This is a genomic window from Enterococcus sp. AZ156, assembly GCF_051714165.1.
GTDB lineage: Bacteria > Bacillota > Bacilli > Lactobacillales > Enterococcaceae > Enterococcus_B > Enterococcus_B pernyi.
In genome coordinates this window covers 2,948,635-2,963,122 of record NZ_JBIORI010000001.1, presented here as the reverse complement: position 1 = coordinate 2,963,122, position 14,488 = coordinate 2,948,635, and the positions used below count along the sequence as shown (strand labels likewise).

10 protein-coding genes and 1 pseudogene are annotated in these 14,488 nt (G+C 40.4%); 10 read left to right on the top strand and 1 reads right to left on the bottom strand.

The annotated features are described in order from the left end of the window. Positions 1 to 77: 77 nt before the first annotated feature. Complete coding sequence (locus tag IGJ95_RS14010; protein ID WP_010734020.1) at positions 78 to 1,229, bottom strand: ROK family transcriptional regulator; 1,152 nt, start codon at positions 1,227 to 1,229, stop codon at positions 78 to 80. Positions 1,230 to 1,487: 258 nt separating this feature from the next. Here IGJ95_RS14010 and xylA point away from each other — a divergent pair, with 258 nt between their 5' ends. The 10 genes and pseudogenes from xylA (at position 1,488) to IGJ95_RS13960 (ending at position 14,147) form a co-directional block, all read left to right on the top strand. Further along, positions 1,488 to 2,795, top strand: coding sequence for a xylose isomerase (gene xylA, locus IGJ95_RS14005; RefSeq protein WP_153830558.1), 1,308 nt, complete (start codon positions 1,488 to 1,490; stop codon positions 2,793 to 2,795). 103 nt (positions 2,796 to 2,898) lie between these two features. After that, on the top strand, positions 2,899 to 4,515 hold the full coding sequence (locus IGJ95_RS14000; protein ID WP_153830559.1) for a glycoside hydrolase family 43 protein: 1,617 nt from the start codon (positions 2,899 to 2,901) through the stop codon (positions 4,513 to 4,515). A 40-nt stretch (positions 4,516 to 4,555) separates the two neighbouring features. After that, entirely contained in the window at positions 4,556 to 6,067 is a 1,512-nt protein-coding gene (locus tag IGJ95_RS13995) for a sugar ABC transporter ATP-binding protein (protein ID WP_023520549.1), read from the top strand. A 41-nt stretch (positions 6,068 to 6,108) separates the two neighbouring features. After that, complete coding sequence (locus IGJ95_RS13990) at positions 6,109 to 7,074, top strand: ABC transporter permease (protein ID WP_194180109.1); 966 nt, start codon at positions 6,109 to 6,111, stop codon at positions 7,072 to 7,074. A gap of 25 nt (positions 7,075 to 7,099) precedes the next feature. Then, positions 7,100 to 8,149, top strand: coding sequence for a sugar ABC transporter substrate-binding protein (locus IGJ95_RS13985; RefSeq protein WP_438762145.1), 1,050 nt, complete (start codon positions 7,100 to 7,102; stop codon positions 8,147 to 8,149). A gap of 41 nt (positions 8,150 to 8,190) precedes the next feature. After that, complete coding sequence (xylB, locus tag IGJ95_RS13980; protein WP_430395221.1) at positions 8,191 to 9,726, top strand: xylulokinase; 1,536 nt, start codon at positions 8,191 to 8,193, stop codon at positions 9,724 to 9,726. A 42-nt stretch (positions 9,727 to 9,768) separates the two neighbouring features. Then, a complete protein-coding gene (locus IGJ95_RS13975; RefSeq protein WP_153830580.1) occupies positions 9,769 to 10,383 on the top strand; it encodes a ThuA domain-containing protein in 615 nt (204 codons plus the stop codon). A gap of 93 nt (positions 10,384 to 10,476) precedes the next feature. Beyond that, a pseudogene (locus IGJ95_RS13970) lies at positions 10,477 to 12,126 on the top strand (MutS-related protein). A gap of 316 nt (positions 12,127 to 12,442) precedes the next feature. Continuing rightward, complete coding sequence (locus IGJ95_RS13965; RefSeq protein ID WP_010734030.1) at positions 12,443 to 13,384, top strand: ABC transporter ATP-binding protein; 942 nt, start codon at positions 12,443 to 12,445, stop codon at positions 13,382 to 13,384. Beyond that, on the top strand, positions 13,377 to 14,147 hold the full coding sequence (locus IGJ95_RS13960) for an ABC transporter permease (protein ID WP_010734031.1): 771 nt from the start codon (positions 13,377 to 13,379) through the stop codon (positions 14,145 to 14,147). The genes IGJ95_RS13965 and IGJ95_RS13960 overlap by 8 nt, the downstream gene beginning before the upstream one ends. Positions 14,148 to 14,488: the final 341 nt, after the last annotated feature.

The following is a 14,488-nucleotide window of genomic DNA, read 5'->3' as shown; positions in this document are numbered from 1 at the left end:
GTACTTTATTTAGATAAAATCTGCCAAACTGGAATTCAATGTTTTCCGGTTTGGCAGATTTTTTTATTGATTCATGATTATTTTAATTTCAGGTGTTTGATTTCTAAAAAGTGTTGGAGATTTAAGACCAATCCTCCTAGAAGTGTCGCTTTTTCGTTCAAAGAGCTGTTGCGGACGACTAATTGATTCGAAAAATGATTGTGCAGATTCCCTTTTAATTGTTCGATCATATCAGGTATTTCGCGATAAAGTGAGCTATTCAAAATAATGATCGATGGGTCATAATGGGCGATCAAGTTGTTGATACCGATCGTCAAGTAGTTGATATTTTCTTCTACGACTTGTCGCGCATCACGATCTTGGTTTTGGTAGTATTCTCTAAGGATGATGCCATTGACATAGTCTAGGTTTTTTTTCTGAGCAAACCGATCGTAGCAAACTTTGTTGGCAGCGTACATCTCCAAACAACCTCGGTTGCCACAGCGACATTCCTTACCGTCCATCACGATGATCTGATGACCGATTTCACCAGCAAAACCATGGGCACCAACCTCTAAATTCCCATTTTTGACGATTCCTGCACCAATGCCGCTGTGCATATTGATACTGACAAGATTTTCCGAATCTGAGGTAAAGCTATACTCACCTAAAGCTGCCAGATTTGCTTCATTTTCCAAATAGACAGGATAGTCTCTCAGTTTTTCAGCTATTTTGCGAAAAGGAATGTGATCGAAATTGTAATGTGGGCCAAAAATCGGCTCACCATGGTAGACAGGGCCATGAACGGCAATTGCTACCCCAATAATTCCATATTCTGTCGTCGGAAGATGTTGTTCAAATAACGTGAAGATTTCTGAAAGATACAGATGGATGGCTTCCTCATCTAATGTGATTGGCTTTTTTTGGATATGTTGGATCTCTTCCCCATCTAGATAAGTAAGGAGAGCATGGATGTAATTATAGCCGATGTCAATAGAAATAGAGAGGCCAGCTTTTCCATTATATTGAAGAATGATCGGTTTACGTCCACCGACATTACTAGATTCTCCAATGCCGGTCTCGATGACTAGTTGATCATCGATCAATTTTTTCACAATAGAGGACACAGTTGCTTTGGTTAGTCCAGTTATGGCTGAAAGCTCTGCACGAGAAAGAGCGGGTTGATTCATAATCAATTCTAAACAGAGAGACTCATTTGGGCTCCGTCGAGTATACGTTGGATTTTTCAAAGTAAATCACTTCCTATTCATTATGTAATGAGGATACGTTCTAAAGTATACTGGTAATCTCATTATTTTTCTAGTTATTTATCTATAGCTATTTCGTTTTGTAAAGTAAATAAATTAACTTCATTCGAATATAAATGCTTTGATAATAATAAAAAAATAACTTGACTATAATTATGAAAGCGTATACTATATGCTTGTTAAGTTAGTTTGTTAGATAAACTAACTAATATAGAATGAATAAATTAGGAGGAATATGTTATGAGCTATTTTCCACAAATAGAAAAAATCCAATATGAAGGTACAACGACAACCAATCCCTTTGCTTTTCGCCATTTTAATCCAGAAGAGGTAGTTGCCGGTCAAACGATGAAGGAGCATTTACGATTTGCTGTTGCTTACTGGCATACCATGACACAAGATGGCAGTGATCCATTCGGCTCACCAGTCAATCAAAGAACGTGGCTAGGTGCGACTGAAATGGAAACCGCAAAAAATCGAGTAGCGGCCTTTTTTGAGATTTTAGAAAAATTAGGTGTCGAATATTTTTGTTTCCATGATGTCGATATCGCGCCTGAAGGGGATAGTTTAGAAGAATTCTATGCAAACTTAGATGAAATCACCGATTTGATCAAGGAACAGATGGAGCGTACGGGAATCAAACTACTTTGGAATACTGCAAATATGTTCAGCCACCCACGCTACGTGAATGGTGCAGCTTCAACGAATCATGCGGATGTCTTTGCCTATGCTGCTGCTCAAGTCAAAAAAGGCTTAGACATCTCAAAAAAACTCAACGGTCAAAATTATGTATTCTGGGGTGGTCGTGAAGGGTATGAAACGTTGTTGAATACGGATATGGCGTTTGAACAAGATAATATTGCACGTTTGTTCAAAATGGCGATCGCGTATAGTGAAAAAATCGGTCATACGCCACAATTCTTGATTGAACCAAAACCAATGGAACCAAGTAAACATCAATATGATTTTGATGCCGCAACGGCTTTACAATTTATTCAAAAATATGGTTTACAAGAGAAATTCAAACTGAATCTAGAGGCTAATCATGCAACGTTAGCTGGGCATACGTTTGAACATGAGATCGAAGTAGCACGGATCAACAACGCGTTAGGTTCCCTAGATGCGAATCAAGGGGATGTGTTGCTTGGCTGGGATACTGATGAGTTTCCAACGAACGTCTATGATGTCACATTGGCCATGTATGGTGTCTTAGAAAATGGCGGTATCGCACCAGGAGGAATCAATTTTGATTCGAAAGTCCGTCGTTCCAGTTTTGCCATGGAAGATCTATTCTTAGCGCATATCGCAGGGATGGATACCTTTGCTAGAGGGCTGAAGGCAGCTGCGAAATTAAAAGAGGATTGCTTCTTCGATACCTTAAAAGAGAAACGCTATGCTACGTTCCAAGAAGGCATTGGGGAATCCATTGTCAACGACAAGGAAGATTTGGAAAGTTTGGCTGACTATGCATTGAAGTTGAAAGGTATCGAGCTGGAATCAAGCCATATCGAATATGTCAAATCTTGTTTGAATGATTATTTAGTTTAATCCAACTTATGGAGAGTCTCATTCAGTTAGCTAAGGATAGATGTCACTGACTCCTTTGGATGGTTGAAAGGGATTCTCCTAAAAAAATAGAGTGAGGTGTACGATGAAAATTAAAAATCCAGTATTAACAGGTTTTCATGCTGATCCGTCTATTGTGCGTGTGGGAGAAACATATTACATTGCCAACTCAACGTTTGAATGGTTTCCAGGCGTTCAGATCTATGAGTCGCAGGACTTGATGAATTGGCGTTTAGTGGCACGTCCATTGGCTTCTGTCGAGATGTTGGATATGAAGGGCAATGAAGATTCAGGAGGGATTTGGGCGCCCGATCTCTCTTATGCGGATGGGAAATTTTGGTTAGTTTATACCGATGTCAAAGTGGTCAATGGAGCGTTCAAAGATTGTACAAATTATTTGACTACTGCAGAAGAGATCACTGGTCCATGGAGTCAACCGATCCGGTTGAATGGTGTCGGCTTCGATGCTTCTCTTTTCCATGATGACGATGGCCGCAAATACCTAGTTCAAATGGAATGGGATCATCGCGAATACCATCATCCATTTAACGGGATCAAATGCACCGAATATTCAGTAGAAGTGCAACGTCTACTTCCGGAAACAGGTAAGATCATTTGGAAAGGAACTGACGTGAAATTAGTGGAAGGCCCACATCTGTATAAGTTATTTGGTTATTATTATTTGTTTTGTGCAGAAGGTGGTACCGTCTATACGCACCAAGAAGTGGTGGCACGGTCAAAAACTTTAGAAGGAGCTTTTGAAAGCCAAGCAGAGACCTTTTTAACTGCCTATGATTCTCCAGAAAATCCGTTGCAAAAATGCGGGCATGGTGCATTAGTCGATACACCAGAAGGCGAATGGTATTTTGCCCATTTGACTGGTCGACCGTGGCATCACAAAAATGAATCCATCCATGATCCTCGTGGCTGGTGTACATTAGGCAGAGAAACAGCGATCCAAAAGGTGACATGGTCTAAAGAATTGTGGCCAGAAATCGTTGGTGGAAAGCAAGGGAGCATGGAGGTGGAAGCACCTAAAGGAGTGACACCTCACCCTTATGAAAAACTGCCAGAAAGGACTAACTTCGAACAAAGCGAACTGCCACCACAATTTCAAACAGTACGTGTCCCTTTTACGAAGGACATCGGCATCTTGAAAGAGGGAAAGCTGACATTACGAGGTGCCGGAAGTTTAGCCAATACACATGGAAACTCCCTAGTTGCTAGACGTTGGCAAGCATTTGAGTTTGAAGCGGAAACTGCATTGAGCTATTCGCCAACGACCTTCCAGCAAATGGCAGGGCTGACGAATTATTACAATTCGCAACATTGGTCGATGATCCAAGTTACTTGGCACGAAGAAAAAGGTCGTGTCATTGAACTCACTGAGAATAATCAAGGCGTATTCAAAAGTTATTTGCAGGAACAGGTCATTCCAATTCCAGAGGATGTAACAATTGTTTATTTCAAAACGATCGTCAGAAGAGAAACTTACACATATGCTTATTCGTTTGACGGAAAAACATGGATCGAATTAGCGATCCAGTTAGACGCAAAAGTACTATCCGATGAATATGTCAACCAAACCCATGGTGGATTTTTTACGGGTGCATTTGTGGGAATGGTCAACATCGATTACTCAGGATATGATTTACCAGCTGTTTTTGATTATTTTGATTATCGGGAAAAGCAAAGTGAATAGGACAGTGTGGTCGCTTCAGGAGTAAGAGGGGAGATCTTTCATGGAAAAAGAACGTTTATTTTCAATGTCTAATATTGAAAAAAGTTTTGGCCCTGTCCACGTCTTGAAAAAAGCAAGACTTGAGATAAATAAAGGCGAGATCCATGCTTTTATGGGAGAAAACGGAGCCGGTAAGTCTACTTTAATGAACATTCTTGCTGGATTGATCGATAAGGACGAAGGAGAAATCATATTTGAAGGGAAAGAAATCCCTAAAATGACTCCTGACTTCGCACAAGAATTAGGGATTGCCTTTGTTCATCAAGAGTTGAATCTAGCAGAAGATTTGTCTGTGGCAGAAAATATTTTTATTGGTCGTTTGCCCTATAAAAATAAGGCGTTAGGAATTGTTGACTTCAAAAAATTATATGAAGACACGCAACAATGGCTGAATCTAGTAGGATCTGCGATTTCTCCTACTACACTGGTTGCTTCGTTGTCTACTGCCAATAAACAATTAGTTGAAATTGCCAGAGCGCTTAGTTTGAACGCCAAAGTGATCATTTTTGATGAGCCAACGACTTCTTTGTCTGAAAAAGATGTCGAAGTTTTGTTTATTATCATTCGCAGATTGAAGGAAAAAGGTGTATCCAGTATTTACATCTCCCATCGGATGAAAGAGATCTTTGAATTAGGTGAACGAATCACGATCATGCGCGACGGGGAATATATCTTGACCGATGAAGTGAAAAACTTGTCTGAAGAAGCAATCATCGCTCGCTTAGTTGGGCGAGAAATCAACGATCTGTATCCGAAACAACCTACCCAATTAGGAGAAACTTACTTACAAGTTTTGAATCTTTCTGATTCTTTTGGGCGGGTGAAAAATGTTAGCTTCCAGGCAAGACGAGGGGAAGTATTGGGCTTTGCGGGGTTAGTAGGAAGTGGTCGAACCGAAACGATGCGATTGATTTTCGGTGCAGATCGAGCAAAATCTGGTGAAATCAAATTGGCGAACCAGCCGGTAGTGATCAAGTCACCGGTGGATGCGATTCGTCAAGGAATTGGACTACTAACGGAAGACCGTAAACACCAAGGCTTGTTTCTTGGTCTTTCGATCCAAGACAATATCACGATAACGAATCTAGGTGGATTTGTATTAAAACATGAATCACTTAATCAAACGGCTCATCAGTTTGTACAAGACGTGAAGATCAAGATCAGCGATATTGCGCGTCCAGTTGCCAGTCTCTCTGGTGGGAATCAGCAAAAAGTCGTTTTAGCAAAATGGTTGAATACAACAAATCAAGTATATATTTTTGATGAACCGACAAAAGGTATTGATGTGGGGGCAAAATCAGAAATCTATACGATCATCAATGAGTTGGCACGCCAAGGGAAAACGATTTTGATCGTCTCTTCGGAAATCCCTGAATTATTAGGGATCTGCGATCGAATCCATGTTTTTCGGGAAGGTGAGATTACAGGAGAAGTCGTCGTCGCTGAGTATCAGGACAGAAAAGATGAGGCGCAAGAATTGATTATGACCTATGCTACGCTTAATGAGCATTAACGATTCTTCAGTTAGAGGATATGTAAACAAAGGAGAGAACGATGGAAAAACGAAACAAGTTAACGATCAAGTCACTTTTTATGAACTACTCTGTTTATTTAGTGTTAATTGCTTTAGTCCTATATTTTTCAATTGCAAATGCGAATTTTTTGAGCACATTCAATATTGAAAATTTCTTCCAACAAATTCCACCGGTAGGCATTTTAACTGTTGCTTATGCGATGATTTTGATTTGCGGCTATGTGGATCTATCAATTGGTTATGTCGGAATGGCATCAGGAATGCTCGGTTTATATGCGGCAAATCAAGGAATGCCTGCGCTAGTCGTTGTGCTTCTGGCATTATTGACAGGGGCAATGTTAGGCGCGGTGAACGCTTTGTTGATCAAGAAATTTGATTTGCCTTCGTTTATTTTAACGTTAGGAACAAGTTATGTCATCAAAGGGATGCTCGGTTTTTTCACGGACGAACAATTTATCGGTTCCGAAAACGAGTGGTTCAATCGCTTAGCGAAAACGCCGATTGGTACGGATATGTTCAAAAGCAATGCCTTGATTTTTTTAATTATCATCATTGTATTTGCTTTTATAATGAAAAATACGCGTTTGGGAAGATATACCTATGTGGTAGGGTCAAATCAAGAAGCAGCCAGACTATCCGGTATCGATACGGATAAACATATCATCAAGATGTTTATGATTGAAGGAATGTTAGCAGCCATCGCTGGTTTGTTGATTGTTTCGAATTTAAATGGTGGCGCTTCCAAAGATGCGAATGGCTTAGACTTGTTCGCAATGGCGGCAGCTATCATGGGTGGTACATCATTTAGCGGTGGAATCGGCACGATTGGCGGAGCGGTAGCAGGTATCTTAACCTTACAAGTATTTAAAAATGGCTTGACATTGATGGGGGTAAATTCATTTTTACAAGATACAGTGACCGGTCTAGTCATTATTTTAGCAATCATCATTGATTATTTGAAACGTCGAGCAAGTCGTCAGTCATAATTATAATCTAAGGAGTGAAAAGACCATGTTAAAAAAATCATTTTGGGTCATCAGTATGTTCGTTGCGTTATTATTAGTTGGTACAGGATGTAGTACGAGTGATTCTGCAGATGCAGATAGCGAAAAGACCTTGTATTTCATTCCAATCGTAGACACCGGGGCTTATTGGAACCCCATGAAAAAAGGAGCAGAGGATGCGGCACAAGAATTGGGCTATACATTGGTCACGAAAACATCTCCTTCTGCTGAACCAAGTAAGAAAGAGAAACATATCGGCTTTATCAGAGAAGCAGTTGCCAAAAACGTAGCAGGAATCGCCATTGCACCGATTGAGAAAAAAGCGTTCGTTGATCCAATCAAAGCAGCCATGGATAAAAATATTCCAGTCATCACCTTTGATGCCGATTTAGAAAATCCTGAAGATCGGACAGCTTACGTCGGTACAGACAATGTCTCAGCTGGAAAAGAATTAGGGTTACGTGCGGCTGAAGAAATGAAGGCAAAAGGCATTACCTGTGGTTCGATCGCCATCGTTTGTGTGGACGTCGCACAACCAACTATGATCGATCGTGAAAAAGGACTGAAAGAAGGTTTTGCAGAGATCTATGGAAAAGATGCTGAGAACTTTAAGTTTTTAGCGACGATCCAAGACAATGATCAACCATCAGAATCTAAAAAACAATTAGAAGGCTACATTGCGGCGAATAGAGACTTAGTCACTGTCTTTTCATTAGGTTCAGAAGGGCCGAATGTCGGTGTGATGAGTGCATTAGAATCTCAAGGAAAAGCAGGACAGGTGCTTCATTATGGATTTGATTATACGGACACTTGGTTAAGCGGAGTAGCGGACGAACGAATCACAGCGATCGTTGACCAAGATGCGTACCAAATCGGCTATCAAGTGATCGAGAATTTAGTGAAAGCAATCGACGGTGAAACAATTGACGCAACAATTCCGATCGATGTCAACTATGTGTTAGCTGAAGAGTTAGAAGAGTATGGAAAAGAAAAAAGTAAAGTGAAAACAGACTCAGTAGAAGATTCTTCAGTAGAAAGTACAGAAGAAACAGAATAAAAAGCGTATGTAATCAGTGGAAAGGAACAGGTGGTGTCTTGATGGAACGGACTGTTTCTTTCGCTTGTTTTTGTCGGAAAGGGGAACGATTCATGTATGTATTAGGTTTAGATCTAGGAACAAGTGCCTTGAAGGGCCTAGTGTTTGATCGAAAAGGAAAGTTAGTGGCAGAAGCAGTTGCTTCTTACCCTATGAGCAATCCACAGATGGGGTATAGCGAGCAACAACCGGCGGATTGGCTCAAAGCAGCAGATCAAATATTGAAAGAATTATTAGGGAAAGTGACTGATCTTAAAGATGAATTGGCAGGCATCAGTTTTTCTGGACAGATGCACAGCTTAGTTTTTTTGGATGAAGCCGATCAAGTTGTAAGACCAGCTATTTTATGGAATGATGTTCGTACGACACCACAATGTCAACGAATCACTGAAATAATGGGAGATAAGTTGTTACAGCACACGAAAAACAAAGCGTTAGAAGGATTTACACTACCGAAAATCTTATGGGTCCAAGAACACGAACCAGCGAGTTGGGAAAAGGTCAAACACATTCAATTACCGAAAGATTATTTACGATTCTGGTTGACTGGTTCGTATCATATGGACGAGTCAGATGCGGCTGGCACACTACTGCTGGATCAAGAAACGAAGCAGTGGGATGAAGAAATCTTAGAAGAATTTGGGATCGATCCAGCCATCTTACCTCCTTTAGTGGCTTCTACTGACGTGGTGGGGACATTGAAAGAGGAATTAAAAGAAAGATACGGCTTTACCAAGCCAGTCAAAGTGATTGCAGGCGGTGCCGACAATGCCTGTGGCGCTGTTGGCGCTGGTATTTTAGAAGAAGGTCTTGGATTATGTTCCATCGGCACAAGTGGAGTATTCCTTCGTTACGAAAAAAATGTGGATAGAGACTATCAAGGGAAGCTCCATCTCTTCCAACATGCCTCAGGTGCCGCGTATTCCATGGGTGTGACCTTAGCAGCTGGCGACAGCTTGAGTTGGTTCAAACAGCGCTTTGCTCCTGATCGTTCCTTCAGCGAGTTGCTATCAGAAATCGGAAGTGTTGATGCAGGCAGTAATGGCTTATTGTTCACTCCTTATATCGTAGGGGAACGGACGCCTTACAGTGATAGTCAAATCAGAGGAAGCTTTATTGGGATAGATACGCAACACGAATTGAAACATTTTACCCGTAGCGTGCTAGAAGGGATTACCTTCTCTCTAAAGGACTCCCAAGCGATCATGGAAGAGATGACCCAACAAAAAATCGAAACAATCGTATCAGTCGGTGGCGGCGCAAAAAATCAGACGTGGCTCCAAATGCAAGCGGACATTTTCAATCGACCGATCGTTACTTTAACCACCGAACAAGGACCTGGGCTTGGCGCCGCTATGTTAGCAGCAGTAGGCTGTGACTGGTTTACTGATTTGAACGAATGTGCAAGTGTTTTTGTTTCCTACCAATCCCCTGTGCAACCGAACCCGCAACAAGTGGAAATTTACCAAAAGGTGTATGCGCGTTATCGTAAAGTATACGAATGTACAAAGGAAATTTGTCACATGTACGAAAAATAATAAACGAGTACCTAAGTGAAAGGAGTGTTCCTAGTGAAAAAAATGATCACGTTGTTAGGCGATTTTTACCATCCGCATGATCCGTTAGTCAACTATTTTCAGGGGATCGCTAAGCACTTCCCACAAGAACTAAAGATGACTGATCTGACGATCGAGCAACTAACCAAAGCATTACATGAGCAACCTGATTTATTCCTCCTTTCAAAGGAAAATCGGTTAGCACCCAAAACAAATGACGCTTTTTGGTTAAATGAAACATACGATCAGTTGATCACCAAGTATGTAGCGGGTGGCGGAAGCCTGATTGCGTATCATTCAGGACTTTCTAGCTACCCGATCCACTCTGCGTTTAGTGAGATGTTGCGGGGGCGCTTCCTTCATCATCCCAAACCTACAGAAGTAACCTATCGAGAACCAAATGGTAAGTCTTATAAAATATGGGACGAACACTATTTCACTGAGGTAGCTATAGGCGAAACGGAAGTTCTGATGCACAGCTTTTCTCACTATGGTGAATCGATTGCCGCTTGGCGACATCTGTATGGTAAAGGTAAAGTTTTTTGTATGACTCCTGCACATTTTTCAGAAGGATTGCAACATGAAGGAAATCAAATGGTACTTTTCGATGGAATTAGTTGGTGTCTAGAATCAACATGAATACGGTGAAAAAGAAGGATAGTTTTTTTATAAGTCCATTTATGTTTCCAATCAGTGCTATACTTAAAGTATTCAATAGATTGGAGAAAATTTATGAGTCAAACAGAATTTATCATGCTCCTGATCGTCGGCATCATTGGAATCTTAATTGTCTTAGAAATCAATTCGCGAAAAAAATTAAGAGCAGATATCCGTTACAAATGGGGGAAGCTTCCATATCAAGTACGATTTGATAAGGAGGAGAGCTTAAAAGAAGCTTGGCAGACAGAAAAAAAGTTTCGCACGTGGGACAGTGAAGTCGATGACTTGACTTGGTATGACCTAGATATGTTTGAAGTATTCGAAACGCTCAATCATACGTATTCAAGTGTGGGTTCAGAAGCGCTTTATCAGCGACTGCGTAATTTTGATTTTGGACAAGGTCAGCGTCTAGAAAAGTTGATTACTTTCTATCAAGAAAATCCTAAGTTGAGAGAAGAAATCCAATATCAATTTGCACGAATTGGAAAAAAAGACCGGAATTTTGCCAAACAATACTTAGCAGATGGCAAAAGCAAAAGAATTGGTCATATTGGGCTATTTGCCTTTTTAGGCATGTTACCACTCATTGGTTTAGGCTTGTTTTTACTTGGACAAGTGATCGGCATTTATCTCGCGATCATTAGTGTGTTATTCAATACGGTTTATTACTTGATAAAAAAGCAAACACTCGAAACAGAACTTAATAGTATGAGCTATCTTGTTTCTACGATTTCTGCGGCGAAAAAAATAGCTACGTTTGCCACACCGTTACAAGCAGAGTTACAAAAAAATGTTCAGCCTTTAAAAGAAATCCCTAAGTTCGGTTTTTCATTTCGAGTGAAAAATGGCTCAGAAGCGGAGTTGTTTTTTGACTACTTGAATATGATGTTCATGTTGCCATTTATTTCGTATCATTTTGTCATTAGCCGATTGGAAAAGAAAACGGAACAAGCGATTGAATTATGGCAATTACTCGGAGAGTTAGAAGTAGCTGCGGCAGTATTGAATTATCGCACCTACATGCCCTATTCTTGTCAACCAGTCTTTGCAGAAGGCGGGATTATGGCAGAGGATACGTATCACCCTCTGATTGCAGAGGCAGTCGTCAATCCCATCGATTGGCAACAGAACACATTGGTCACAGGCTCGAATGCTTCAGGAAAATCGACGTACGTCAAAAGTATTGCCATCAACTGTATCTTAGCGCAAACGATCCAAACTGCTTTAGCCGAATCTTTCACGATCCAACCCGGTCATGTCTTGACCTCGATGGCGATCGAAGATAATTTGTTTGAAGGCGATAGTTACTTTGTTTCAGAAATCAAATCGATCAAGCGCTTATTACAGCAAGTGGAAACAAAAGAACGTTGCTATTGCTTTGTCGATGAGATCTTGAAAGGGACAAATACGATTGAACGGATCGCGTCTTCAGCAGCTATCGTGAATTGGTTGAGTGATTACCCTTCTTTAGCCTTTGTCGCAACACATGATATCTAACTGACAGAGATCTTGAAAAAAGATTGTGCCAATGTCCATTTTGAAGAGCAAGTGACGCCTGAGAAAGGGATCAGCTTTGACTTTAAATTAAAACAAGGACCTGCTAAGACAAGAAATGCCATCGCATTATTAGATGTGCTGAAGTATCCTACAGCAATCGTGAAAGAGGCACAAGCAGAAGCCGCCTATTTTGATCAACATCGCCAATGGCGGGTAGTGGAGTAAGAAATAAGCCCAAGCTGAAAGTATTTAGTCAATAACCATCATTGATAATGAAAACCACAGAGACGACAGAATTATTTTCTGGAAGGACTTGTGGTTTTTTCATTTTCATCTTACTGCATGAAGCTTAACGGCTTTCTCACAACCTAGATAAACGGTGTTCGAAAGCCAACTCCTTCAATAGTAAGTCGAAAATTGAAAAAATATGAGAAACTATTTTCTCAATTTCCGCCTTACTATTCGGAGCTTAACGGCTTTCTCACAACCTCTTTACATGCTAAAATAGTAAATCAGACAAAATAAGGAGAGTTAGTAAAAAATGACATATGCTCTTGAGATAAATGAGTTAAGAAAAATATATGGGACAGGTGTGGAAGCACTCCGAGGCATCGATCTGACGGTTGAAGAAGGAGATTTTTATGCATTATTGGGACCAAATGGTGCAGGGAAATCAACAACGATCGGGATCATCACTTCATTAGTGAATAAGACATCGGGAAAAGTGAAAGTATTTGGCTATGATCTGGATACAGATTTAGTACGAGCAAAACAACAAATCGGCTTAGTGCCCCAAGAATTCAACTTCAATCCGTTTGAAACAGTGCAACAAATCGTCGTGAATCAGGCGGGTTACTATGGCGTGTCCCGTAATGAAGCATTGAAACGTAGTGAAAAATATCTTAAACAATCTAATTTGTGGGAGAAACGCAATGTTCGTGCGCGGATGCTTTCAGGTGGGATGAAACGACGATTGATGATTGCCCGTGCATTGATGCATGAACCCAAATTATTGATTCTAGATGAACCCACAGCGGGTGTCGATATTGAATTAAGACGAGAAATGTGGGAATTTCTACGTGAATTGAATCACGCAGGAACAACGATCATTTTGACGACTCATTATTTGGAAGAAGCAGAAATGCTTTGTCGAAATATTGGAATCATCCAATCGGGTGAACTGATTGAGAATACCTCTATGAAAGCCTTGCTTTCCAAATTACAATTTGAAACGTTTATCTTTGACTTAGCACCTTATGATAAAAAGCCAGAGATCATTGGCTATACAAGTATCTTAGAAGATGAACGCACACTTGCGGTTGAAGTGGAGCGTGATCAAGGAGTGAATGGGATCTTTGAACAGTTAAGTGCGCAAGGGATCAAAGTCTTGTCTATGCGCAATAAATCCAATCGCTTAGAAGAACTTTTCTTGAAAATTACGGAAGAAACTTATCATATGGAGGCAACGAAGAAAAATGTTTAATCTTTATTTTACTGCATTAAAAAGTTTAGCAATCAAAGAAACCAATCGCTATATGCGTATCTGGGTACAAACGCTAGTACCACCAGTGATCACTACGTCTTTGTATTTTATCATTTTTGGGAAAATGATCGGGGGACGAATCGGTGATATGGGTGGTTTCTCCTACATGGAATTTATTGTTCCCGGATTGATCATGATGTCCGCCATCACAAGCTCTTATTCAAATGTTTCTTCTTCATTCTTTTCACAAAAATTCCAAAAGAATATCGAAGAGATTTTAGTTGCCCCTGTACCAACACATGTCATCATCTGGGGATTTGTGATCGGTGGGTTGGGACGGAGTGTCTTGGTCGGTGCATTAGTCACAATGATTTCTCTATTTTTTGTGCCATTACATGTCTATTCATGGACGATCGTTGTATTAACACTATTGATGACCGCTATCTTATTCTCGCTTGCTGGTTTGATCAATGGGATTTTCGCCCAATCTTATGATGATGTGTCCATTGTACCAACGTTTGTGTTACAACCTTTGACTTATCTTGGCGGGGTGTTTTATTCAATTTCGATGTTACCACCGATTTGGCAAGCCATCTCAAAAGTAAATCCAATTGTTTATATGATCTCAAGTTTCCGTTATGGTTTCTTAGGCACCACCGATGTGCCAATCTTCATTTCGATTGCGATCCTTGTACTGTTCATTGTAGTGCTTTATTCAACGTGTTGGTACTTGATCAATAAAGGTAGAGGGTTAAGAAGTTAAGCGAACGAGGCAAGCTAACTCCTTCAATAGTAAGTCGGAGCTGACCGGCTTTCTCACAACCTCGATAAACGGTGTTCAAAAAGCTGACCTTCAACATTAAGCTAAAAAATTGCAAAATATGAAAAGCTATTTTACAATTTTCTATCTTACTGCTCAGGTCAAAACGCTTTTTTCACAACCTATGATAAACGGTGTTCAAGGAGCAACACTTCGGACATAAGCCAGGAAAATCAAAAATGAAACAACCATTTTCGATTTTCCTTTCTTATGCCTTAGTGCTGATCGCTCCTTTCACAACCTCTACTTTGCTTCTTTTTCTTTTTCCTTGTATAATGGCAACA